Source organism: Streptomyces coacervatus, assembly GCF_029223485.1.
Lineage (GTDB): Bacteria > Actinomycetota > Actinomycetes > Streptomycetales > Streptomycetaceae > Streptomyces > Streptomyces coacervatus.
Genome location: NZ_JARHTP010000028.1, coordinates 20,044 through 44,035, shown reverse-complemented (window position 1 = coordinate 44,035; position 23,992 = coordinate 20,044). Strand labels below are relative to the sequence as shown.

Genomic DNA, 23,992 nt, shown 5'->3' with positions numbered 1-23,992 from the left:
ATGCCCGGAGGATGCCCGGTGTGCGGAGTCTCGTCCGTTTCTGTGCGATTGCCGACGGATGTCGATCAGCTGTACAGCATGTGCCCGAACCCGTACGCCTCGTGATCGGGTCTGTCCGGCGGAGCACAGTAGCCGGACATGGACGATGCGGCCACCCCGTGCGCAAGGATGGTGGCCATGAACGCCATCATCTCCGCTTCCGAACTCGCGACCGACCTGGCGGGGCAGCGGCCGCCCGTACTGCTCGACGTCCGCTGGCAGCTCAGTGTGGCCAAGGCGGCCGGCGAGCCGCCCTTCGACGGCCGCGCCGTGTACGCGGCCGGGCACATTCCCGGTGCCGTCTACGTCGACCTGGACTCGGAGCTCGCCTCCGCGGCCGGCGAACGCGGCCGCCACCCGCTGCCCGACCTGGAGGTCTTCGGCGCCGCGATGCGCCGGGCGGGCGTCTCGGCCGGAACGCCGGTGGTCGTGTACGACGGCGGACAGGGCTGGGCGGCGGCCCGTGCGTGGTGGCTGCTGAGCTGGACGGGTCACCCGGACGTGCGGGTCCTGGACGGCGGGTTGCCGGCGTGGGAAGGGGCGGTGGACACATCCGCGCCCACTCCGGCGGAGGGCGACTTCGAGCCGGTTCCGGGCAGCGCGGGGCTGCTGGACGCCGACGGCGCGGCGGCGTTGGCGCGGGCCGGGGTGCTGTTCGACGCGAGGGCGGGGGAGCGGTATCGCGGGGAGGTGGAGCCGATCGACCGGGTCGGCGGGCACATTCCCGGCGCGGTGTCGGCGCCCACGAACGAGAATGTGGGGACCGACGGACGGTTCCTGCCCGCGGAGGAACTGGCCGAGCGGTTCAAGGCACTTGGCGCGGCCGACGGTTCACAGGTCGGCGTGTACTGCGGCTCGGGTGTCTCCGGGGCGCACGAGGTGCTGGCACTGGCGGTCGCGGGGATCGAGGCGGCGCTGTACGTGGGCTCCTGGTCTGAGTGGTCGTCGGATCCGTCGCGGCCGGTGGCGGTCGGCCCGGATCCGCGGTAGTCCGGCGACACAGAGCGACGCAGAAAGGGCCGCGCTGTCGAACAGCGCGGCCCTCACCTTCGTACGGCCGTCTGCACAGCCGTACGGCCGACTACTCCTGCTTCTTCCGCCGCGTCCCGAACACGATCTCGTCCCAGCTCGGGACCGCCGCGCGGCGGCCCGGGCGGACGCCGTCGGCCTCGGCCTGGCGGTCCGTGGCGCCGACGAGGCGGTCGCGGTGGCTGGTGACGGAGCGGGGCATCAGGACGTCCGCGTAGGCGGAACCGGCCGAGGCCGCGGGCGCCGGGGGCTCCTCCTCCGTGGGTTCGGCGGCGGGGGGCTCCTCCGGCGGTGGCGGCGGAGGAGACGCTTCTGCGGGACGCTCCGGGACCACCAGGTCACCGCGGAAGCTCGGTACCGCCTCCAACAAGCTGGTCAGCGAGTCCCGTTCACCCGTGCTCTCCTCGGCAGGCTCGGACGCCTGCGCCGGGAGGCTCGGCCGGTCGAGGGCGCGGTCCAGCGGGCGGTCGCGCGGCAGCCGTGCGATACGCGGCACGAACGGAAAGCTGGGCTCCGGCGCGGCGAGGTCCTCGGACTCGCCGATCAGCGAGCGCGCCTCCTCGTCGACGGCCTGGACGAGCCGCCGGGGCGGGTCGTACGTCCAGCTCGCCGAGTGCGGTTCGCCCGCGACCAGGTAGACCAGCAGGACCTCCCAGGTGCCGTCGTCGCGGCGCCAGGAGTCCCACTGCACGGTGTCCTTCTCGGCGCCGCGCAGCAGCAACCGCTCCTGAACGGCCTCGCCGAGCTGGGGTCCGGCGTTCTCGCCGGGCCGGCGGACGGGCGTCTTTCGGGCCCGCTCGGCCATGAACGCGCGCTCCGCGAGCACGGGGCCCTCGAAGCGGCGTACCCGGTCGACGGGGATGCCTGCGAGCTGGGCCACCTCTTCCGCGGAGGCACCGGCGCGTATACGCGCCTGGATGTCACGCGGGCGGAGATGGCTCTCCACCTCGATCTCGATCTGGCCGAGGCGCGGGCGGTCGCCGCGGACGGCGGCGCGCAGGCGCTCGTCGATCGGAAGCGTGTACTCCGTTGCGTCGGCAGCCTTCAGCACCAGCCGTGTGCCGTCATTCGAGACGGCCACGACACGCAGTTCGGGCATGGGGACCTCCCGGGTGGTGCCTGCCGACGTCACGTGCGTCGCTGCTTCCGCTAGTCGAGTGTGGCCTGCCCGGGTGCAGCCTGCCACAACCTTGCCGAGTTGCCCGGCGTGTCGGGCGCGGGCCCTGAATCGCCGTTATGGCACGGTTACCTATTCGCAACGCTAAGTGACCAACTCCGTCACCCTGTGCAACTAGCCCCCTCCCGGCAGTCCTTGAAGGTCACGGACGCCCTGGCGGGAGACCGGACCCAGGGCTCGCAACAGTACTCCATTCGGGCCACGTGCGTGGATTGGCGCGCCGCCCAACTTCTGGCAACGGACGGTACTCGGCCGTCCGTTGCACGGTTTCCGGGATCTTGAACGTGGCGTACTTCACGGAATCGGCAGAAACGGAACCAATGGCTACGCCCCCAACACCCGCCGCAGGTAGTCGTTCTGGAAGCGCCGGTCCGGATCGAGCCGGTCCCGCAGTGCGGTGAACTCGCCGAAGCGCGGATACACCCCGGAGAAGTACTCGGCGTCGCGCGTATGCACCTTCCCCCAGTGCGGCCGGCCCTCATGAGCGGTGAAGATGCGCTCGGCGGCGGTGAAGTACGCCTGATAGGGCGTCCCCCGGAACATATGGACGGCGACGTACGCGCTGTCGCGGCCCGATGCCGTGGACAGTGCGATGTCGTCGGCCGGGGCGGTGCGCACCTCGACCGGGAAGCTGATCCTCAGGCCGGAACGGTCCACCATCGTCTTCAGTTCGCGGAGCGTCTCGGCCAGGGCTTCGCGCGGAACGGCGTACTCCATCTCCACGAAGCGCACCCGGCGCGGTGAAGTGAAGACCTTGTACGGAATGTCGGTGTAAGTGCGCGCGGACAGGGCCTTGCTGGAGATCTGGGCGATCGTCGGGACCGTCGCGGGTGCCGCGCGGCCTACCCACTGGGCCACCTGGAAGACGCCGTTGGAGAGGAACTCGTCCTCGAACCAGCCCGCGATCTGGCCGACCGGTTTCTCCGGGCCCGCGCTGCGGTTGTTGCGCTTGGTGTTGGTGGAGCCGGTGTGCGGGAACCAGTAGAACTCGAAGTGCTCGTTCTCGGCCCACAATTCGTCGAAGTCGGCCAGGACCCGGTCGAAGGGCATCGGTTCCTCGCGCGCGGTGAGCAGGAAGATCGGCTCCACGGCGAAGGTGATCGCGGTGACGATACCGAGGGCACCAAGGCCGATCCGGGCGGCCGCGAAGACGTCCGGATTCTCCTTCTCGGAGCAGGTGAGCACCGACCCGTCGGCCGTGACCAGCTCAAGTCCCTTGATCTGGGCGGCGATCGAGGCCGAATCGCGGCCGGTGCCGTGCGTGCCGGTGCTGGTGGCGCCGGAGACCGTCTGCTCCATGATGTCGCCCATGTTGGTCAGCGACAGTCCCTCGCGGGCCAGGGCCATGTTGAGCCTCTTGAGCGGGGTGCCGGCCTCCACCGTGACCGTCATGGCTTCGCGATCAATCTTGCGGATGCCGGTCAACAGTTGAGGGCGGATCAACACACCGTCGGTGGCGGCGATGGAGGTGAAGGAGTGACCCGAGCCGACCGCCTTCACGGTGAGGCCGTCCTCGGCGGCCTGCCGTACGGCCGCGGACAGTTCCTCCACGGAGGCCGGAGCGACCTCCCGCGCGGGACACGCCGAGACGTTGCCGCCCCAATTACGCCACGTGCCGTTCTTCCCGCTCGCTGTGCTGCTCAACGGTGCCTCCCCGACGCGGAGCCGGCCTGCTGAGCCGGCGGTACCCCAGGAAACCGACCGTGACCGCGACGGCCCCGGACACCGCCGGAACCCCGTACCCGGCACGCGCGCCGGCTGCGTCGATGACCCAGCCGGCCACCGAGGAGCCCAGTGCGACCCCGACCGCGAGCCCGGTGCTCACCCAGGTCATGCCCTCGGTCAACTGCGCGCGTGGTACGTGCTGCTCGATGAGGGACATCGTCGTGATCATCGTGGGAGCGATGGACAGGCCCGCAACGAACAGCGCCACGGCCAGAAACGGCAAGTTTCCGACCAGTAGGAGGGGGATCATACTCACGGCCATCGCGCATATGCCCAGCAGCCAGCGGCGTCCGGGCGCCCCCTTGAAGTGCAGCAGTCCGAACACGACCCCTGCCGTGCAGGACCCCGCCGCGTACAGGGCGAGCACGAGGCTCGCGGCGGCCTTGTGTCCCCGCTCGTCGGCGAAGGCCACGGTGACCACGTCGACGGACCCGAAGATCGTCCCGGTCGCCACGAAGGTGGCCACCAGGACCTGCAGGCCACGCGCGCGCAGTGCCGTGCCGCCGCCGTGCTTCTCACGGGGGTGGGGCTCGGGCTCGGTGGAACGCTGGGCGGTCAGCCAGAAGACGCCCGCCGCCAGGAAGCAGGCGGCGAGCAGCGGCCCCGCCTCCGGGAACCAGGCCGTGGACAGGCCGATGGAGATGATCGGCCCGAAGATGAAGCACACCTCGTCCACCACGGACTCGAAGGAGTACGCGGTGTGCAGTTGCGGGGTGCCCCGGTACAGGGCAGCCCAGCGCGCGCGGATCATCGCGCCGAGACTCGGCACGGAGCCGATGCCGGCGGCGCACACGAACAGCAGCCAGTCCGGCCACCCGAAGTGGGCGGCCAGCAGCAGCCCGGCCGCCGAGGCGAGCGCGACGAGCGTCGCGGGCCGCAGCACCTTGCGCTGCCCGTGCTGGTCCACCAGCCGGGAGATCTGCGGCCCGATCGCGGCGGCCGCGAGCGCGATGGTCGCCGAGAGGGCGCCCGCGAGCCCGTAGCGCCCCGTGAGCTGGGAGATCATCGTGACCACGCCGATGCCCATCATCGACAGCGGCATCCGGCCGAGGAGGCCCGCGGCGGAGAAGCCCTTGGTGCCTGGCACGGCGAACAGGGCGCGGTAGGGGCTGGGCACGGGGTCTCCGATTGCTACGGCTCAGAAAGGTGCTGACTACGGCAAGGTGCCGACTACGGCTCAGTAAGGTGCGAATGCGGCTGATACAGCTTACGAGCGAGGTCACCCTAATGCACCAGCCGATCCGGCCGGTGAACGTGTCCGGAAAGCGGCTCGCCCCCGCTCGTCACCCCGCCGTTTCCCGGCTGTCAGGGCCGGGTGGCAGGATCGACCCATGTCAGACGCGCTCGATGCCACCCCCTACGACGCCCTGCTCCTGCTCTCGTTCGGCGGCCCGGAAGGCCCGGACGACGTGGTCCCGTTCCTGGAGAACGTGACGCGCGGGCGGGGCATCCCCAAGGAACGCCTGAAGGAAGTCGGGCAGCACTACTTCCTGTTCGGCGGGGTCAGCCCCATCAACGACCAGAACCGCGCCCTGCTGGACGCCCTCCGCAAGGACTTCGCGGACCACGGCCTGGATCTGCCGATCTACTGGGGCAACCGCAACTGGGCGCCCTACCTGACGGACACCCTGCGCGAGATGGTCGCCGACGGCCGCCGCCGCATCCTGGTCCTCGCCACCAGCGCCTACGCCTCGTACTCGGGCTGCCGCCAGTACCGCGAGAACCTCGCCGACTCGCTCGCCGCGCTGGCGGCCGAGGGCCTGGAGCTGCCGAAGATCGACAAGATCCGGCACTACTTCAACCACGAGGGCTTCGTGGAGCCCATGACCGAGGGCGTCCTGAAGTCCTTGGCCGACCTCCCCGAGGGCGTCCGGGACGGCGCGCACATCGCGTTCTCGACCCACTCGATCCCGACCGCGTCCGCGGACACCTCCGGCCCGGTCGAGGACCACGGCGAGGGCGGCGCGTACGTCGAGCAGCACCTGGAGGTCGCCCAGCTGATCGCCGACGCGGTCCGCGAGCGCACCGGCATCGACCACCCCTGGCAGCTCGTCTACCAGTCGCGCTCCGGCGCCCCGCACATCCCGTGGCTCGAGCCCGACATCTGTGACCACCTGGAGGAGCGGCACGCGGCCGGCGCCCCGGCGGTCGTCATCGCCCCCATCGGTTTCGTCTCCGACCACATGGAGGTCCTCTACGACCTCGACACGGAGGCGAAGGCGAAGGCCGAGGAGCTGGGCCTGCCGATGCGCCGCTCGGCCACCGTCGGCGCCGACCCGCGCTTCGCCGCCGCGATTCGCGACCTCATCCTGGAGCGCGCGTCCGTGGAGCGCGGCGAGGAGGTCACGCCCTGTGCCCAGGGTGCGCTCGGCGCGAGCCACAACCTCTGCCCGATCGGCTGCTGCCCGGCCCGCGCCCCCCGCCCGGCCGCCGCGGGCGTCGACAGCCCCTACGTGTGAGGAGCCCCGTGACCGACCCCCTGCACCAGGAACTGCTCACGCTGGCCCAGGAGGCCGCCCGCCGCGCCGGGGAGCTGCTGCGGGACGGCCGCCCGGCCGACCTCGCGGTCGCCGCGACCAAGTCGAGCCCGATCGACGTGGTCACCGAGATGGACATCGCGGCGGAGAAGCTGATCACGGACCTGATCTCCGAGTACCGCCCGGACGACGGCTTCCTCGGCGAGGAAGGCGCCTCCACCGAGGGCACCAGCGGGATCCGCTGGGTGATCGACCCGCTCGACGGCACGGTCAACTACCTGTACGGGCTGCCCACTTGGGCCGTCTCCATCGCGGCCGAACAGGACGGCGAGACCGTCGTCGGGGTCGTCGCGGCCCCGATGCGCGGCGAGACGTACCACGCGGTCCGCGGCGGCGGGGCCCGGGCCACGGGTGCCTGGGAGGGCGAGCGCGAGCTGGCCTGCCGTCCCGCGCCACCGCTCGACCAGGCCCTGGTCTCGACGGGCTTCAACTACGTCACTGAGGTCCGCACCCACCAGGCCGAGGTCGCCCAGCGGCTGATCCCGCTGCTGCGCGACATCCGGCGCAGCGGCTCGGCCGCCGTCGACCTGTGCGACGTCGCGTCCGGCCGTCTCGACGGCTACTACGAGCGCGGGCTGCACCCATGGGACCTCGCGGCGGGGGACCTCATCGCCCGGGAAGCGGGCGCGCTGACCGGCGGACGCCCCGGAGAGCGCCCGGCACGCGATCTGGCGATCGCCGCAGCCCCGGGCGTCTTCGAGCCCCTCCAGCGCCTCCTGGAGGACCTCGGCGCCTGGCACGACTGAGGGCCGGGCGGCATCGCGGCCGAACGGCACGTGAGCGCCGTCGTACGCCAACGGAGCGGGCCCCCGGCGCTGGATTCGCCGGGGGCCCGCTGTCGTACGTACGCGCTGATCAGACGCAGACGCTTATGCGCCGACCTCCACACCGTGCTCGGCGGCGAGGCGGCGCAGGTCGTCGAGCTCGGCCTGTTCCACCTCGACGAGGAAGTCGTCGCCCTCGTCGCGAGCCCGCGTCAGGTCGGACTCGGTCGTCCTTATGCGCTGCAGAAGTCCTGCGGTGAATGCGTCCATGCTGCGCCCCCTCGTCCTGGGTCGTGGGTCGATGGCACGGGGGTGTGCCGTTCGGAAGGGGCGATCACGTCTCCTGCAGGTGCCCAGCGCTGCCGCACTGGGCGGCGACGGTGCCGGGCACCCACGCCCACTCTGCGGAAAGCGGATTGCGCCGTACCGCATGGTGCTGCGGCACTAGCAGAGCGTGATCGCGGGGTATGAACCGTCCTCCCCCCGCTCCCTTCCACGGAAACCTCAACCCGTCGAGAAAATCTCGCATTCCCGGGTCTCACACCTGTCCTTCATCCTGCCCTCATCCCCCGCCCACCCGTCTTACAGCCGACTTATGACCGAAAAAGGCAGGATGGAGGCACACACCCATGAAGGCTTCCGCCCGCGCGTGCCCGTCAGGCGCTACGCGGGTGGACACAGGAAGGACAAACGACGTGCGCGTACTCGTCGTCGAGGACGAGCAGCTGCTCGCCGATGCGGTGGCCACCGGACTGCGCCGGGAGGCCATGGCCGTCGACGTCGTGTACGACGGTGCGGCCGCCCTGGAGCGCATCGGCGTCAACGACTACGACGTGGTCGTCCTCGACCGCGACCTCCCGCTGGTGCACGGCGACGACGTGTGCCGCAAGATCGTAGAACTCGGCATGCCCACGCGCGTGCTGATGCTCACGGCCTCCGGCGACGTCAGCGACCGGGTCGAGGGCCTGGAGATCGGCGCCGACGACTACCTCCCCAAGCCCTTCGCGTTCAGCGAGCTCATCGCACGCGTGCGTGCCCTCGGCCGGCGCACCAGTGTGCCGTTGCCGCCGGTCCTGGAGCGCGCGGGCATCAAGCTCGACCCCAACCGCCGCGAGGTCTTCCGCGACGGCAATGAGGTCCAGCTCGCGCCGAAGGAGTTCGCCGTGCTGGAGGTGCTGATGCGCTCCGAGGGCGCGGTCGTCTCCGCCGAGCAGCTGCTGGAGAAGGCCTGGGACGAGAACACCGACCCGTTCACCAACGTCGTGCGCGTGACCGTCATGACGCTGCGCCGCAAGCTGGGGGAGCCGCCGGTCATCGTGACCGTCCCCGGTTCCGGCTACCGGATCTGATCCCCCATGGCCGCGCCCCCCGCGCCTCCCCAGGCGCCACCGAAGCCCAACTGGGACCCCCGCAAGTCGGAGGCGCCCTTTCCGTGGCTGCGCCCCACGATCCGGATACGGCTCACGCTGCTGTACGGCGGGATGTTCCTGATTGCCGGCATCCTGCTGCTGTCGATCATCTATCTGCTGGCCGCGCAGGCGATCAACACGGGGAACGAACCCCTGTTCAAGATCGTGGGGGCGACCGAGCTTAAGGTCACCAGTGACAACTGCCCCGGCATCACGAACGCTTCCAACTACCTCCAGTTCAACGATGCGGTCAGCAGGTGCATCGACGACCAGCGGCACGTCGCCCTGGACGATCTCCTCAGTCGCTCGCTGCTCGCCCTCCTCGGCCTCGCGATCATCGCCTTCGCCTTCGGTTACGCCATGGCGGGCCGCGTCCTGTCCCCGCTCGGCCGGATCCTGCGCACCGCGCGCGCGGTGGCCGGCTCGGACCTGTCCCGCCGGATCGAACTGGACGGCCCGGACGACGAGATCAAGGAGCTGGCCGACACCTTCGACGACATGCTGGAGCGCCTCCAGCGCGCCTTCACCGCCCAGCAGCGCTTCGTCGGCAACGCCTCGCACGAGCTGCGCACACCCCTCGCGATCAACCGCACGCTCCTCGAGGTGCACCTGTCCGACCCGAATGCGCCGATGGAGCTCCAGCAGCTCGGCAAGACACTGCTGGCCACCAACGAACGCAGCGAGCAGCTCGTGGAGGGCCTGCTGCTGCTCGCCCGCAGCGACAACCAGATCGTCGAGCGCAAGCCGGTGGACCTCGCCGAGGTCGCCGAGCAGGCCGTCGACCAGGTGCGCTCGGAGGCGGACGCCAAGGGCGTGGTGATCCGCGGCGAGCAGAAGCCCGCGGTCGTGCAGGGCAACGGCGTGCTGCTGGAGCGGATCGCGCTCAACCTCGTGCAGAACGCCGTGCGGTACAACGTGCCGGGCGACGGCTGGGTCGAGGTCACCACCGAGGTCCAGCACGGCCAGGCGGTCCTGGTCGTGGCGAACACCGGACCCGTCGTACCGGCGTACGAGATCGACAACATCTTCGAGCCCTTCCGGCGGCTGCGTACCGAGCGCACCGGCAGCGACAAGGGCGTCGGCCTCGGTCTTTCCATCGTCCGGTCCGTGGCCCGGGCCCATGGCGGGCACATCTCGGCACAGCCGCGTGAGGGGGGTGGGCTCGTGATGCGCGTCGCCCTGCCGATCTGAGAGCATGTCGCCGACACACAGGGATGTTCGCTTTGCGCGGAATTTTCTGGCCGCCGAACGGCGCATCCTATGTGTGATCGATCACAAGGGCGATTTTCCAGCCATCTACTCTCCGTGATCATGAGGACTGCCGGAAAGCCGGGAAAATCCGGGTTTTCGGGTGTCCTGATCACGGGAAGTACAGGGTGAGACGCCTTTGAAGAGCGGCATGGGGACCGTGTACGGTCCCGTTCGCCATCCAAGCCGATCACTCTTGAGGAGTCCGGTTGGGTGTCGATTGAGTAACAGACCTTGATGTGAGGCAAAATCTCCGCCTCGGGTCGGGCACAAGTCCGGCCTCTCACGCGTTACGTGCGCTGGAGACACCGCAGACACCCAGAGGGGGAGAGCGCGACATGGCAACGGATTACGACACCCCACGCAAGACCGACGACGACGTCGACTCGGACAGCCTGGAAGAACTCAAGGCCAGGCGGAACGACAAGTCGACCTCCGCGGTCGACGTCGACGAATTCGAGGCCGCCGAAGGCCTGGAACTGCCCGGCGCGGACCTCTCCAATGAGGAGCTGGCCGTCCGGGTGCTGCCGAAGCAGCAGGACGAGTTCACTTGCATGAGCTGCTTCCTGGTGCACCACCGCAGCCAGCTGGCCCGGGAGAAGAACGGCCAGCCGATCTGCCGCGACTGCGACTGAGGCTGGGTCGGCCGTGACTGGCTCGACCCCACCTTGGAAGCGCCGCTCCCCCCTGCAGGGAGCGGACGAAGGGCCGCCCGGCGGCCCTCACGGCACGCGTGACGACGAGCGGGGCCCCTCCGGTGCGACACCGGGTACCACGGGGTCCACAGGATCGGCCTCGCTCGAACCGGCGGTAGGCCGGGGTGACCTCCCGGCCCCGTCGCAGGTTTCCGTGCCCGTCGTGAGGATGGGGGTCCCCCCGACCGAGCGAAGTCGAGGGTGGGGGAGGGCGGCGGTGATCCGGGACAAGGCCAGGGAAGGTGTCCGCAAGGGCGGCAGCGCCGCCAGGGCGGGCCTGGCGTACGTCACCGACCGGATCATCGAGAACGCCCCGCGGATCCCCGTACGGGACCTCGCGGCGCTCCGCAGACAGTTCCCGGGCCTGGGGCCCGAGCAGCTCGCGGACAAGCTCGTGGCAGGCGCAGCGGCCGCCACGTCGACGGTCGGCGCGGGGATCGGAGCGGCGGCGATGCTGCCCGTACCGCCCGCGATGCCGACGGAACTGGCCGCCGAGATCACCGGGGTCGCGGCGATCGAGCTGAAGCTGATCGCCGAACTCCACGAGGTCTACGGCGTACGCCCGCCCGGCAACCTCAAGCAGCGCAGCACCGCGTATCTCAACTCCTGGTCGGGAGAGCGCGGGATCGAAGTGACCAAGCCGTCGACCGTGAGTTCGGCGCTGAATGGCCATATGAAGCGCGAACTGCGCCAGCAGATCATGAAGCGCACGATCCGCGACCTGCCGAACCTCATGCCCTTCATGGTGGGCGCCGCCGTCGGGGCGGTCATGAACCGCCGGGACACCAGGAAACTCGCGGAGCGGATCCGCAAGGACCTGCGCAAGATCCAGGTGCCCTGGGACGCGCTGCCCGAACTGCCGCCCTTGGAAGCCCCGGAGCAGCCGCTGGAGCTGGGGGACGGCCTGGCGGGCTGACGGCCGTTACGCCACGGCCTCCCTGGCCGTCCGCAGCGCCTCGGCCAGGCGCTCCGGCTCCCGCGTCGACAGGTACAGGTAGGGCGTCGGGTCCTCGGGGTCGGTGACCTCCACGCGCAGGGCCGTGGGGATGTAGGCACGCAGCAGGAGGAAGGCGCGGGTGTCGGCCTTGTAGGTGCGCCAGGCGCGCGCCTCCTCGGGGTCCAGGACCTCCGTCCCGCCCAGCGCCGTGACGGGGATCTTCGCCTCGCCCGCGATCAGCGAGCCGCCCACCACACGGATGCGGACCGAGCCGTACGAGCTCGCCGCGACCGCCATCGCCGCCGTTCCGCCGACCAGGCCGCCGAGCATCGGCAGAGTGCCGAAGGGCAGCAGGATCAGGGCGAAGGAGACGCCCACGAGGAAGGAGATCAGCCACCATGAGCGGGGGGCGGTGAGGCGTTCTTCGTAAGGGGTGGCGGAGAGCTGCATGGAGGCAAGCTTGGCACGGTGTCCGGATAGTGCCGACGCGCGGGTAAGGTCTGCGGCTGTGAGTGGTACTTCCGCAGCTCTTCAGCCTCCCGCCGACGCGGTGAAACCCGTGCGGCACCCTGACGCTCCCGCGCCCGGTGAGCTGCTCGGTGCCCACTACGAACAGTGTTTCGGATGCGGCGGCGAGCAGCCCCACGGGCTGCACCTGGCGGCGCGGGCCGGCGAGGGCGTGACCATCACCGCCGAGTTCACCGTGCAGCCCGCCCACCAGGGGGCGCCCGGACTGGCCCACGGCGGTGTGCTGGCCACCGCCCTGGACGAGACCCTCGGTTCGCTGAACTGGCTGCTGCGGACCATCGCCGTGACCGGGCGGCTGGAGACCGACTTCGTACGGCCCGTTCCGGTCGGGACGGTGCTGCATCTGGAGGCCGAGGTGACGGCGGTGGCGGGCCGCAAGATCTACTCGTCCGCCACCGGGCGGATCGGCGGTCCGGACGGCCTCGTCGCCGTCCGCGCCGATGCGCTCTTCATCGAGGTGAAGGTCGACCACTTCATCGACAACGGCCGCCCGGAGGAGATCCGGGCCGCCATGAGCGACCCCGACCAGCGCCGGCGCGCCCGCGCCTTCGAGGTGAACCCGTGAGCCGTGACCCCGTGAACGTACAGATCCGGCGCGTCGACCCCGACGTACCGCTTCCGTCGTACGCACATCCCGGTGACGCGGGCGCCGATCTGCGCACCACCGAGGCGTGCGAACTGAAGCCGGGGGAGCGGGCCGTGCTGCCCACCGGGGTGTCGATCGCCCTCCCGGAGGGGTACGCGGCCTTCGTGCACCCGCGGTCCGGGCTCGCCGCCCGCTGCGGTGTCGCCCTGGTGAATGCCCCGGGGACGGTTGATGCCGGGTACCGTGGGGAGATCAAGGTGATCCTGGTGAATCTCGACCCGCGCGAGGCCGTGCGGTTCGAGCGCTTCGACCGGATTGCCCAACTGGTCGTCCAGCAGGTCGAGAAGGTCCGCTTCCAGGAGGTCGCGGAGCTTCCTGATTCGGCGCGGGCCGAAGGGGGCTTCGGGTCCACCGGAGGACATGCGGCGGTGGCCGGAACGAACAGCACAAGCGGTCAGGCCGCCAGTGGCGGCACTACGGGTGGGAATCGATACGCTTCGGTCGTATCCGACCGGGAAGGACAGTGACGTGTTCGGACGTCGCAAGAAGAAGGGTGCCGCCGAGGATGCGGCCGGCGAGGCCGAGCAGGTCGTCGACTACGTCGACACTGAGGCGGACGACGAAGAGGGCGGGCGCGAGCGCGTGAGGCTGGAGCCCGAGCCGCGGCCCGACGGGCCCTGGGACGACACCGAGGTACGCGACCCCGCCGAGGGCCGCGTGGACCTGGGCGGACTCTTCGTGCCCGGAGTCGACGGCATGGAGCTGCGGGTCGAGGTCGCGGGCGACGCGATCGTCGCGGCGACCGTCGTACTGCGCGACAGCGCCATCCAGCTGCAGGCCTTCGCCGCTCCCAAGCGCGAGGGCATCTGGGGCGAGGTGCGCGAGGAGATCGGCTCGGGGATCACCCAGCAGGGTGGGATCATCGACGAGGTCGAGGGCCCGCTGGGCTGGGAGCTGCGCGCCCAGGTGCCGGTGCAGCTGCCGGACGGCACGGGCGGTTTCCAGGTCGTGCGGTTCGTCGGCGTGGACGGTCCGCGCTGGTTCCTGCGCGGGGTGATCTCGGGCCAGGGCGCGGTGCAGCCGCAGGCGGCCGGTCTGCTCGAGCAGATCTTCCGGGACACGGTAGTGGTCCGGGGCGAGGGCCCGATGGCGCCCCGCGACCCGATCGTCCTGAAGCTGCCCAACGACGCCCAGATGGTCCCCGAGGGCGTCCAGCAGGAGGAGGGCTCGCGCTTCTCCGGCGGCATGGGGCAGCTGCAGCGCGGCCCGGAGATCACCGAGGTTCGTTAGCCGTACATCGAAAAGGGCCGCACCCTCCTCCACGGGGGGTGCGGCCCTTTCCGTATGCGTGACCCCTTGACGGCGTATTGGTCTGTACCTACGGTCTCCGCTCAACGCGTCTGTTCACAAAGGCGCTTCACGTTCACATACAAGAACGGATGACCCCCGCCATGCGCCGTACCGCACTCCTCGCCACCGCCTCCGCGCTTGTCGTGGGCATGATCGCCTGGCCTGCCGCCCGCCATGCCGACGCCGCCCCCGCCGCCTTCGTCCACCCCGGAGTCACCGTCTCCAAGGCACAGCTGGACTTCACCCGCAGCAAGGTCGATGCAGGCGCCCAGCCCTGGAAGGGTGCCTTCGACCAGATGACGGCGAGCAAGTACGCCGACCTGAACCGCACGCCGAAACCGCGGGCGACGGTCGAGTGCGGCCCGTACTCCAACCCGAACTACGGCTGCACGGACGAGCGCGAGGACGCGATAGCCGCGTACACCGACGCGCTCGCCTGGTACATCACCCGCGACGACCGGTACGCGAAGAAGTCCATCGAGCTGATGGACGCCTGGTCCGCCGTGATCAAGGAGCACACCAACAGCAACGCGCCCCTGCAGACCGGCTGGGCGGGCTCCTCCTGGCCGAAGGCCGCCGAGATCATCAAGTACACGTACACCGGTGGCTGGGCGAACTCCGGCCGCTTCGCGACCATGCTCCGGAACGTCTACCTCCCCGAGATCATCAACGGTTCCAACTCCAACGGCAATTGGGAGCTGTCGATGATGGAGGCCGCCGTCGGCATTTCCGTCTTCCTGGAGGACAGGACGTCGTACGACAAGGCCATGGCGAAGTTCCGGACCCGTACGGCCGCGTATGTCTATCTCACCTCCGACGGCGATCTGCCCAAGACCGTGCCCAGCCAGAACCTCGACACCAAGGCGAAGATCGTCAGCTACTGGCAGGGGCAGTCCACCTTCGTCACCGGCCTCACCCAGGAGACCTGCCGCGACCTCACCCACACGGGCTACGGCATCTCCGCGATCTCCCACGTCGCCGAGACCAGCCGGATCCAGGGCCAGGACCTCTACGGCACCGATGTCGGCGAGCGGCTGCGGCAGGCGCTCGGGTTCCAGGCCAAGTACCAGCTGGGCGCGGCCGTCCCGAGCTGGCTGTGCGGCGGCTCGCTGAAGCTCGGGCTCGGGCCGGTCACCGAGGTCGGGTACAACGCCCTGCACAACCGCCTCGGTATCGCGATGGCCAACACCCAGACGCTGACCGAACAGAACCGCCCGGCCGGCAGCAACAACCTCTTCGTCGCCTGGGAGACCCTCACCCACGGGGACAATCCGAGCTGACCGACCGTTGAAGGACCGGGTGCCGGAGCTGGACGACGGAGAGATCGTCGAGCACTGAGCGCCACGGCGTCAGAGTTTTGTCAAAGACGGTCGTCAGGCCGGTCCCGGGACTTTTTGTCGCGATTGCTGGCCGTAAGGTCGACGCTGCGTAGGCAGCAGGGACCGGAAGACAATAGGGGCCATGGGACGCGGCAAGCTTCGGATCTACCTCGGTGCGGCACCGGGCGTCGGCAAGACGTACGCGATGCTCTCCGAGGCGCACCGGCGTGTGGAGCGGGGCACCGACTGCGTGGTGGCCTTCGTGGAGCACCACGGTCGGCCGCGCACCGAGGTCATGCTGCACGGCCTGGAGCAGGTGGCCCGCAAGGAGCTGGAGTACCGGGGCACGACCTTCACCGAGATGGACGTCGACGCCGTGCTCGCCCGCAGCCCACAGGTGGCTCTGGTGGACGAGCTCGCCCACACCAACATCCCCGGCTCCCGCAACGCCAAGCGCTGGCAGGACGTGGAGGAGCTGCTCGCGGCCGGCATCGACGTCGTCTCGACCGTCAACATCCAGCATCTGGAGTCGCTGGGCGACGTCGTCGAGTCGATCACCGGGGTGCGGCAGCGGGAGACCGTGCCGGACGAGGTGGTGCGGCGGGCGGACCAGATAGAGCTGGTCGACATGTCGCCCCAGGCGCTGCGCCGCCGGATGGCACACGGCAACATCTACCAGCCGGACAAGGTCGACGCGGCCCTGTCGAACTACTTCCGGCCGGGCAATCTGACCGCGCTGCGGGAGCTGGCCCTGCTGTGGGTGGCGGACCGGGTCGACGAGTACCTGAAGCAGTACCGCAGCGACCACCGGGTGTCGAAGATCTGGGGCTCCCGGGAGCGGATCGTGGTCGGCCTGACCGGCGGCCCCGAGGGCCGGACCCTCATCCGGCGGGCCGCGCGCCTCGCCGAGAAGGGCGCCGGCGGCGAGGTGCTGGCCGTCTACATAGCCAGCAGCGACGGTCTGACGGCCGCCTCGCCCAAGGAACTGGCCGTGCAGCGCACCCTCGTGGAGGACCTGGGCGGCACCTTCCACCACGTGGTCGGCGACGACATACCGGCGGCCCTGCTCGCCTTCGCGCGCGGGGTCAACGCGACCCAGATCGTGCTCGGCGTCTCACGGCGCAAGAGCTGGCAGTACGTCTTCGGGCCGGGCGTCGGCGCGACCGTGGCCCGTGACTCCGGGCCCGACCTGGACGTGCACCTGATCACCCACGACGAGGCGGGCAAGGGGCGCGGCCTGCCGGTGGGCCGGGGGGCGCGGCTCGGCCGGTCACGGATCATCTGGGGCTGGCTGGTCGGCGTACTCGGCCCCGCAGTCCTGGCGGCGGTCCTGAACACCGTCCACCTCGGGCTCGCCAACGACATGCTGCTGTTCCTGGCGGTGACGGTCGCCGCGGCCCTGCTCGGCGGGCTGCTGCCCGCGCTGGCCTCGGCCGCGGTGGGTTCACTGCTGCTGAACTACTTCTACACACCGCCCCTGCACCGCTGGACCATCGCCGACCCGAAGAACATCGTCGCCATCGTGATCTTCGTGGGCGTCGGCGTCTCGGTGGCCTCGGTGGTCGACCTCGCCGCCCGCCGCACCCACCAGGCGGCCCGGCTGCGCGCCGAGTCGGAGATCCTGTCCTTCCTCGCCGGCAACGTGCTGCGCGGCGAGACCGGCCTGGAGGAGCTCCTGGAGCGGGTCCGCGAGACCTTCGGCATGGAGTCGGCGGCCCTGCTGGAGCGGGCGAGCGAGCACGACCCGTGGACCTGTGCGGGGCGCGCCGGACTCGGACCGGCGGTGGAGCGACCGGACGAGGCGGACGTCGACGTGCCGGTCGGGGACCACATGGCGCTGGCACTGACCGGCCGGGTGCTGCCCGCCGAGGACCGCCGGGTGCTGGCCGCGTTCGCCGCCCAGGCAGCCGTCGTACTGGACCGCAGGCGCCTCCAGGAGGAGGCCGACCGGGCCCGGACGCTGGCGGAGGGCAACCGCATCCGTACGGCGCTGCTGGCCGCCGTGAGCCATGACCTCCGTACACCCCTGGCCGGGATCAAGGCGTCGGTGTCCTCCTTGCGCTCGGACGACGTGGCGTGGTCCGAGGAGGACCAGGCGGAGCTGCTGGAGGGCATCGAGGAGGGTGCCGACCGGCTCGACCACCTGGTGGGCAACCTCCTGGACATGTCCCGCCTCCAGACCGGCACGGTCACCCCGCTGATCCGCGAGGTCGACCTCGACGAGGTCGTACCGATGGCGCTGGTCGGGGTGCCCGAGGACAGCGTCGAGCTGGAGGTGCCGGAGACCCTGCCCATGGTCGACGTGGACCCGGGGCTCCTCGAGCGGTCGGTGGCCAACCTGGTCGAGAACGCTGTCAAGTACAGCCCGCCGGACCGGGCGGTACTGGTCGCGGCGAGCGCCATCGCCGACCGTGTCGAGGTCCGCATCGTGGACCGCGGCCCGGGCGTCCCGGACGAGGCCAAGGAGCGCATCTTCGAGCCCTTCCAGCGTTACGGCGACGCCCCGCGCGGGGCCGGCGTGGGCCTCGGCCTCGCCGTGGCGCGCGGCTTCGCCGAGGCCATGGGCGGCACCCTGACCGCCGAGGACACCCCCGGCGGCGGCCTCACCATGGTCCTCACCCTGCGTGCGGCAGGATCGCGCGCGCAGGGGCTTCTCCACCCAGCGGAACCCGAAAGGCAGGTCACATGACCCGGGTCTTGGTGATCGACGACGAGCCGCAGATCGTGCGCGCCCTTGTGATCAACCTCAAGGCGCGCAAGTACGAGGTCGACGCGGCCCACGACGGCGCCACCGCCCTGCAGCTCGCCGCCGCCCGCCACCCCGACGTGGTCGTCCTCGACCTGGGCCTGCCCGACATGGACGGCGTCGAGGTGATCAGGGGCCTGCGCGGCTGGACCCGCGTGCCGATCCTGGTGCTGTCGGCCCGGCACACCTCCGACGAGAAGGTCGAGGCCCTGGACGCGGGCGCCGACGACTATGTCACCAAGCCCTTCGGCATGGACGAACTGCTCGCCCGGCTGCGGGCCGCCGTCCGCCGTGCCGAGCCGGTCGGCGCGGGCGAGGACGACGTGACCACCGTGGAGACCGAGGAGTTCACCGTCGACCTGGCCGCGAAGAAGGTCAACAGGGGCGGGAAGGACGTACGGCTCACGCCCACGGAGTGGCATCTGCTGGAGGTGCTGGTGCGCAACACGGGCCGGCTGGTGAGCCAGAAGCAGCTGCTCCAGGAAGTGTGGGGTCCGTCATACGGGACCGAGACGAACTACCTGAGGGTCTACATGGCCCAGCTGCGCAGGAAGCTGGAGGCGGACCCGTCGCACCCCAAGCACTTCATCACGGAGCCGGGGATGGGCTACCGGTTCGAGCCCTAGGCCCGCGGGTACGTGGCTGTCAGTGCACCCCGGTAGGCTTCAGACATGAGTGCTGTTCCTCGTTCCGAAAAGCCGGTGGGCCGGTTCCGGCGCATGTTGGACCGGCTCTCCTCGTCGCAGGAGGACCTGGAGTCCGAGGAGCTGCGTGAGGACACGGCGACCGCCGGATGTACCCGGATCGGTGACTGTCACGACCGACAGATCGTCACGGTTACTGGTACCTTGCGCACGGTCACCCTGCGGCCGCGTGCGGGCGTCCCGGCCCTGGAGGCCGAGCTGTTCGACGGTTCCGCCGCCCTGGACGTGGTGTGGCTCGGCAGGCGCTCCATCGTGGGCATAGAACCGGGGCGCAGGCTGATCGCATCGGGCCGCGTCTCGCTCAGCCGGGGCCGCCGGGTGCTGTTCAATCCGAAATACGAACTGAGACCCCTCGGACGGGAGTAGCCGGTGACGTCGCTCGACAAGCCGACCGAAGACACTCAAGCCGACGACGCGCGGGCGGTGACCGAGGCCGCCCTGTTCGAGGCGTTCGGCGGAGTGCGGGGCATGGTCGAGACGGTGCTGCCCGGCCTCCTCTTCGTCACCATCTTCACGATCAACAAGGACCTGCACTGGTCGGCCATCGCCGCCCTCGCGGTGTCCCTGCTGCTCGTGGTGGTCCGCCTGGTCATGCGGGACACCGTCAAGCATGCGTTCAGCGGTGTCTTCGGCGTCGCCTTCGGTGTCGTCTTCGCGATGATGACGGGCAATGCCAAGGACTTCTATCTGCCGGGCATGCTGTACACGCTGGGGCTGGCGCTGGCGTACATCGTCACGACGTTGTGCGGGGTTCCGCTGCTCGGGCTGATCCTCGGGCCGGTGTTCAAGGAGAACCTCTCCTGGCGGACACGTAATCCGGGGCGCAAGAAGGCGTATGCGAAGGCCAGTTGGGCCTGGGGTCTGATTCTGCTGGCCAAGTGCGCGATCCTCTTTCCGCTGTACTGGTGGGCCAACACGGCGCAGCTGGGCTGGGTGCTGGTGGCGCTGAAGATTCCGCCGTTCCTGCTGGCCGTGTGGCTGACGTGGGTGTTCCTGGCGAAGGCGCCCGCGCCGATTGATGTGTTCGCGGAGATGGAAGCCGAGGAGCAGGCGGAGAAGGAGCGGGCCGCTGCGGCTGCCGCTGCCGCGGGGGCTGAGGCGAGTGGCGGGCGGCACCGTCGGGAGGCGTAGTCCCTGGGGGCTGCCGCCCCCAGACCCCCGCTTCGGCCTGAACGGCCTCGTCCTCAAACGCCGGACGGGCTGAAAAACCGAACGCCGGACGGGCTGAAGACAAAGACGAGCCGGACGGGCTGGAGACAAAGACGAAGGGCGCCCCCTGATTTCGGGGCGCCCTTCGTCGTCGTAGCGGTCGGTCGAGGCGGTCAGCCCGTTGCGTCCTCGCGCCGTACCGACAGCAGGTCCTCCAGTTGTTCCTCGCGGGCCTGGGCGGCTACGAACAGGAGTTCGTCGCCCGGTTCCAGGGAGTCGTCGCGGGAGGGGGTGAGGACTCGGGTGCCGCGGATGATGGTGACCAGGGACGTGTCCTCGGGCCATTCCACGTCGCCGACCTGGGTGCCGGCCAGGGCCGACTCCTCCGGCAGCGTCAGTTCCACCAGGTTGGCGTCGCCGTGGCTGAAGCGGAGGAGGCGGACCAGGTCGCCGACCGAGACCGCTTCCTCGACCAGAGCCGACATCAGGCGGGGGGTGGAGACGGCCACGTCGACGCCCCAGGACTCGTTGAAGAGCCACTCGTTCTTGGGGTTGTTGACGCGGGCCACGACGCGCGGGACGCCGTACTCCGTCTTGGCGAGCAGCGAGACGACCAGGTTGACCTTGTCGTCGCCCGTCGCGGCGATCACGACGTTGCAGCGCTGCAGTGCCGCCTCGTCCAGCGACGTGATCTCGCAGGCGTCGGCCAGCAGCCACTCCGCCTGGGGGACCCGCTCGACCGAGATGGCCGTGGGGGCCTTGTCGATCAGCAGGATCTCGTGTCCGTTCTCCAGCAGTTCGCCCGCGATCGAGCGGCCGACCGCACCGGCACCGGCAATGGCGACCCTCATCAGTGACCGCCCTCCTCTTCGGGACCCTTGGCGAAGGACGCCTCGACCTTGTCGACCTCGTCGGTGCGCATCATCACGTGCACCAGGTCGCCCTCCTGCAGCACCGTCTGCGAGCTGGGCAGCATGGCCTCGCCGAGCCGGGTCAGGAACGCCACGCGGACGCCCGTCTCCTCCTGCATCCTGCTGATCTTGTGGCCGACCCAGGCCGTGGAGGCGTGTACTTCGGCGAGTTGGACACCACCGGTGGGGTCGCGCCACAGCGGCTCGGCGCCCGAGGGCAGCAGCCGGCGCAGCATCTGGTCGGCCGTCCAGCGGACCGTCGCGACGGTGGGGATGCCGAGGCGCTGGTAGACCTCGGCACGACGCGGGTCGTAGATGCGGGCCGCGACGTTCTCCACGCCGAACATCTCGCGGGCCACGCGTGCGGAGATGATGTTCGAGTTGTCGCCGCTGGACACGGCGGCGAAGGCACCGGCCTCCTCGATGCCGGCCTCGCGCAGGGTGTCCTGGTCGAAGCCGATCCCGGTGACCCGGCGGCCGCCGAATCCAGGGCCGAGGCGGCGGAAGGCGGTGGGGTCCTGGTCGATCACTGCGACCGTGTGCCCCTGTTGCTCCAGGGTCTGGGCAAGAGCGGAACCCACTCTTCCGCAGCCCATGATGACGATGTGCACGACCGTCCTTCCGGTGTCAAGAGTTACTGCTCAGCCACATCAGGGTCTCAGACAGACGCCCAAGCTACACACGCGCGGTAGGACGTCGGCACCCCTGTGCACGGTTGCCGTGCGGAGTGTGACGTCAGCGGCGGCTGATACTGCGGACGCTGGCAAGAGTCAGGATTCCGAGGCCGACGAGGGCCGCCGCGGCTCCGATCAACTCTGCGGTGGCGTGCATGGAACCTCCGGGGGACGGCAACGGGCCCGTGACGGTCGGGGAAACGGGCGGTACTTGTCATATAGGCATGCCGCCTCGGCGACCTGCGGAATCCGCAGCCGGACCGGCCCCTGTTTTCACCCGGAGGGCAGATGGGGGGTGGCCGGTGGTTGAGCGCCCGTTCGAACGCCTACGATTACCTGTTGTGTCCAAACTGACCGACATGCCCAAACGGATCTTGATCGGGCGCGCACTGCGCAGTGACCGGCTGGGCGAAACGCTCCTGCCGAAGCGCATCGCGCTGCCCGTCTTCGCCTCCGACCCGCTGTCCTCCGTGGCCTACGCCCCGGGAGAGGTGCTGCTGGTCCTGTCCATCGCGGGCGTGTCGGCGTACCACTTCAGCCCGTGGATCGCGCTCGCGGTCGTCGTGCTCATGTTCACCGTCGTCGCCTCCTACCGGCAGAACGTGCACGCCTATCCCAGCGGTGGTGGCGACTACGAGGTCGCCACCACCAACCTGGGTCCCAGGGCGGGCCTGACCGTCGCCAGCGCCCTGCTCGTCGACTACGTCCTCACTGTCGCCGTGTCGATCGCGTCCGGCATCGAGAACCTGGGTTCCGCGGTGCCGTTCGTGGTCGAGCACAAGGTGCTCTGCGCGGTCGCGGTGATCGTGCTGCTCACGTTGATGAACCTGCGTGGCGTGAAGGAGTCCGGCAAGCTCTTCGCGATTCCGACCTACGTCTTCGTCGGCGGCGTCTTCATCATGATCGCGTGGGGCGCGTTCCGCGGGATGGTGCTCGACGACACCATGCGGGCGCCCACGGCGCAGTACACGATCAAGGCCGAGCACCAGGGGCTGGCCGGATTCGCTCTGGTCTTCCTGATGCTGCGCGCCTTCTCCTCCGGCTGTGCCGCGCTCACCGGTGTCGAGGCGATCTCCAACGGTGTGCCGGCCTTCCGCAAGCCCAAGTCGAAGAACGCGGCGACCACGCTCGCCGCGATGGGCCTGCTCGCCGTGACCATGTTCTGCGGGATCATCGTCCTCGCCCTGACGACCAAGGTCCGCATGGCCGAGAACCCGGCCACCGACCTCCTCAAGAACGGCATCGGGGTCGGCGCCGACTACGTCCAGAACCCAGTGATCACCCAGGTCGCCGAGGCCGTCTTCGGCAAGGGCAGCTTCCTGTTCGTCGTGCTCGCCGCGGCCACCGCGCTGGTCCTGTTCCTCGCAGCCAACACCGCCTACAACGGCTTCCCGGTCCTCGGCTCGATCCTCGCCCAGGACCGCTATCTGCCCCGCCAGCTGCACACCCGCGGCGACCGCCTCGCCTTCTCCAACGGCATCGTGCTGCTCGCCGGCGCGGCCACGCTCCTGACCGTGATCTACGGCGCCGACTCGACCCGGCTGATCCAGCTGTACATCGTCGGCGTGTTCGTGTCCTTCACGCTCAGCCAGACCGGCATGGTCCGCCACTGGAACCGCCATCTGGCCGTCGAGCAGGACCAGGCCAAGCGCCGCCACATGGTGCGCTCCCGCGCGATCAACGCCTTCGGTGCCTTCTTCACCGGCCTGGTGCTGGTCGTCGTCCTCGTCACCAAGTTCACGCACGGCGCCTGGGTCGCGCTGCTCGGCATGGTGATCTTCTACGCGACGATGACGGCGATCCGTAAGCACTACGACGGCGTGGCCGCGGAGATCGCGGCGCCCGAGGGCCCCAGCGACGACAGCGTACGGCCGTCCCGCGTCCACTCCGTCGTCCTGATCTCGAAGATCCACCGCCCCACGCTGCGTGCCCTCGCCTACGCCAAGCTGATGCGCTCGGACACCCTGGAGGCGCTGACAGTCAACGTCGATGCGGCGGAGACCAAGGCGCTGAAGGAGGAGTGGGAGCAGCGCGGCATCGACGTACCGCTGAAGGTGCTCGACTCGCCGTACCGCGAGATCACGCGGCCGATCATCGAGTACGTGAAGGGGCTGCGCAAGGAGTCGCCGCGGGACGCGGTGTCCGTGATCATCCCCGAGTACGTGGTGGGCCGCTGGTACGAGCACCTGCTGCACAACCAGAGCGCACTCAGGCTGAAGGGCCGGCTGCTGTTCACGCCGGGCATCATGGTCACGTCCGTGCCCTACCAGCTGCAGTCCTCGGAGGCCGCGAAGGTGCGGGCCCGCAAGCGGCAGGAGTGGAACGCGCCGGGTTCGGTGCGGCGCGGTCCGGCCGAGGAGGGCCGGCCGAAGGAGTCCTCGGACACCAAGGGCTGACAGGCGTCGGTCAAACGGCCGGACGACGCCCACGTAGACTGGTGGGCTGTTGTCCGGCTGTTCTCTTTC

Annotated in this window: 23 protein-coding genes; 16 read left to right on the top strand and 7 right to left on the bottom strand. The window is 70.0% G+C overall.

Annotation, left to right across the window (positions count from 1 at the left end):
* The first annotated feature begins 177 nt into the window (after positions 1–177).
* A complete protein-coding gene (locus tag P2Q00_RS45465) occupies positions 178–1,029 on the top strand; it encodes a sulfurtransferase (RefSeq protein WP_275780706.1) in 852 nt (283 codons plus the stop codon).
* 91 nt (positions 1,030–1,120) lie between these two features.
* Here P2Q00_RS45465 and sepH read toward each other — a convergent pair whose 3' ends face one another.
* From sepH to P2Q00_RS45450, 3 genes are all read right to left on the bottom strand, one after another.
* Positions 1,121–2,167, bottom strand: coding sequence for a septation protein SepH (gene sepH, locus P2Q00_RS45460; protein WP_275780705.1), 1,047 nt, complete (start codon positions 2,165–2,167; stop codon positions 1,121–1,123).
* A 402-nt stretch (positions 2,168–2,569) separates the two neighbouring features.
* Entirely contained in the window at positions 2,570–3,889 is a 1,320-nt protein-coding gene (locus tag P2Q00_RS45455; protein ID WP_275780704.1) for a D-arabinono-1,4-lactone oxidase, read from the bottom strand.
* Complete coding sequence (locus tag P2Q00_RS45450; protein ID WP_275780703.1) at positions 3,849–5,087, bottom strand: MFS transporter; 1,239 nt, start codon at positions 5,085–5,087, stop codon at positions 3,849–3,851. The genes P2Q00_RS45455 and P2Q00_RS45450 overlap by 41 nt, the downstream gene beginning before the upstream one ends.
* Positions 5,088–5,301: 214 nt before the next feature.
* On the opposite strand from P2Q00_RS45450, the gene P2Q00_RS45445 reads away from it, so the two are divergent.
* Both P2Q00_RS45445 and P2Q00_RS45440 read left to right on the top strand, forming a co-directional pair.
* Entirely contained in the window at positions 5,302–6,429 is a 1,128-nt protein-coding gene (locus P2Q00_RS45445; RefSeq protein ID WP_275780702.1) for a ferrochelatase, read from the top strand.
* Between the two features lie 8 nt (positions 6,430–6,437).
* Entirely contained in the window at positions 6,438–7,253 is an 816-nt protein-coding gene (locus tag P2Q00_RS45440) for an inositol monophosphatase family protein (RefSeq protein WP_275780701.1), read from the top strand.
* 123 nt (positions 7,254–7,376) lie between these two features.
* On the opposite strand, the gene P2Q00_RS45435 is transcribed toward P2Q00_RS45440, so the two are convergent.
* On the bottom strand, positions 7,377–7,541 hold the full coding sequence (locus P2Q00_RS45435; RefSeq protein WP_242764828.1) for a hypothetical protein: 165 nt from the start codon (positions 7,539–7,541) through the stop codon (positions 7,377–7,379).
* 425 nt (positions 7,542–7,966) lie between these two features.
* Here P2Q00_RS45435 and P2Q00_RS45430 point away from each other — a divergent pair, with 425 nt between their 5' ends.
* The 4 genes from P2Q00_RS45430 (at position 7,967) to P2Q00_RS45415 (ending at position 11,539) form a co-directional block, all read left to right on the top strand.
* Positions 7,967–8,620, top strand: coding sequence for a response regulator transcription factor (locus P2Q00_RS45430; RefSeq protein WP_064730231.1), 654 nt, complete (start codon positions 7,967–7,969; stop codon positions 8,618–8,620).
* A 6-nt stretch (positions 8,621–8,626) separates the two neighbouring features.
* Positions 8,627–9,871 (top strand): sensor histidine kinase, encoded by a 1,245-nt coding sequence (locus tag P2Q00_RS45425; protein ID WP_275780700.1) that lies wholly within the window; start codon positions 8,627–8,629, stop codon positions 9,869–9,871.
* 395 nt (positions 9,872–10,266) lie between these two features.
* A complete protein-coding gene (locus tag P2Q00_RS45420; protein WP_005481602.1) occupies positions 10,267–10,563 on the top strand; it encodes a DUF4193 domain-containing protein in 297 nt (98 codons plus the stop codon).
* 13 nt (positions 10,564–10,576) lie between these two features.
* The gene (locus tag P2Q00_RS45415) at positions 10,577–11,539 is read left to right on the top strand and encodes a hypothetical protein (RefSeq protein ID WP_275780699.1); all 963 of its coding nucleotides are present in this window, start codon (positions 10,577–10,579) and stop codon (positions 11,537–11,539) included.
* 6 nt (positions 11,540–11,545) lie between these two features.
* Here the strand turns inward: P2Q00_RS45415 and P2Q00_RS45410 are convergent, their stop codons facing one another.
* Positions 11,546–12,010, bottom strand: a complete 465-nt coding sequence (locus P2Q00_RS45410) for a DUF3093 domain-containing protein (protein ID WP_275780698.1) — start codon at positions 12,008–12,010, stop codon at positions 11,546–11,548.
* A gap of 58 nt (positions 12,011–12,068) precedes the next feature.
* On the opposite strand from P2Q00_RS45410, the gene P2Q00_RS45405 reads away from it, so the two are divergent.
* The 8 genes from P2Q00_RS45405 to P2Q00_RS45370 all read left to right on the top strand — a co-directional run bounded on the left by P2Q00_RS45405 (position 12,069) and on the right by P2Q00_RS45370 (position 19,924).
* The gene (locus P2Q00_RS45405) at positions 12,069–12,653 is read left to right on the top strand and encodes a PaaI family thioesterase (protein WP_275780697.1); all 585 of its coding nucleotides are present in this window, start codon (positions 12,069–12,071) and stop codon (positions 12,651–12,653) included.
* Positions 12,650–13,201 carry a dUTP diphosphatase gene (gene dut, locus P2Q00_RS45400; protein WP_275780696.1) on the top strand — a complete coding sequence of 184 codons (552 nt, stop codon included), beginning with the start codon at positions 12,650–12,652 and terminating at the stop codon, positions 13,199–13,201. Before P2Q00_RS45405 ends, dut begins: the two co-directional genes overlap by 4 nt.
* Position 13,202: 1 nt before the next feature.
* Positions 13,203–13,964 (top strand): DUF3710 domain-containing protein, encoded by a 762-nt coding sequence (locus P2Q00_RS45395; RefSeq protein ID WP_275780695.1) that lies wholly within the window; start codon positions 13,203–13,205, stop codon positions 13,962–13,964.
* Between the two features lie 161 nt (positions 13,965–14,125).
* Positions 14,126–15,304 (top strand): alginate lyase family protein, encoded by a 1,179-nt coding sequence (locus tag P2Q00_RS45390; protein WP_275780764.1) that lies wholly within the window; start codon positions 14,126–14,128, stop codon positions 15,302–15,304.
* Between the two features lie 181 nt (positions 15,305–15,485).
* Positions 15,486–18,032 (top strand): ATP-binding protein, encoded by a 2,547-nt coding sequence (locus P2Q00_RS45385; protein WP_275780694.1) that lies wholly within the window; start codon positions 15,486–15,488, stop codon positions 18,030–18,032.
* On the top strand, positions 18,029–18,715 hold the full coding sequence (locus tag P2Q00_RS45380; protein WP_275780693.1) for a response regulator: 687 nt from the start codon (positions 18,029–18,031) through the stop codon (positions 18,713–18,715). Before P2Q00_RS45385 ends, P2Q00_RS45380 begins: the two co-directional genes overlap by 4 nt.
* A 45-nt stretch (positions 18,716–18,760) precedes the next feature.
* Complete coding sequence (locus tag P2Q00_RS45375; RefSeq protein WP_099931846.1) at positions 18,761–19,159, top strand: OB-fold nucleic acid binding domain-containing protein; 399 nt, start codon at positions 18,761–18,763, stop codon at positions 19,157–19,159.
* Positions 19,160–19,162: 3 nt separating this feature from the next.
* Positions 19,163–19,924 carry a DUF3159 domain-containing protein gene (locus P2Q00_RS45370; RefSeq protein WP_275780690.1) on the top strand — a complete coding sequence of 254 codons (762 nt, stop codon included), beginning with the start codon at positions 19,163–19,165 and terminating at the stop codon, positions 19,922–19,924.
* A gap of 191 nt (positions 19,925–20,115) precedes the next feature.
* Here the strand turns inward: P2Q00_RS45370 and P2Q00_RS45365 are convergent, their stop codons facing one another.
* Complete coding sequence (locus P2Q00_RS45365) at positions 20,116–20,793, bottom strand: potassium channel family protein (protein ID WP_275780689.1); 678 nt, start codon at positions 20,791–20,793, stop codon at positions 20,116–20,118.
* A complete protein-coding gene (locus P2Q00_RS45360) occupies positions 20,793–21,464 on the bottom strand; it encodes a potassium channel family protein (RefSeq protein WP_275780688.1) in 672 nt (223 codons plus the stop codon). Before P2Q00_RS45360 ends, P2Q00_RS45365 begins: the two co-directional genes overlap by 1 nt.
* A gap of 404 nt (positions 21,465–21,868) precedes the next feature.
* Here P2Q00_RS45360 and P2Q00_RS45355 point away from each other — a divergent pair, with 404 nt between their 5' ends.
* Positions 21,869–23,923: an APC family permease gene (locus P2Q00_RS45355; RefSeq protein WP_275780687.1), complete on the top strand. Its 2,055-nt coding sequence runs from the start codon at positions 21,869–21,871 to the stop codon at positions 23,921–23,923.
* Positions 23,924–23,992: the final 69 nt, after the last annotated feature.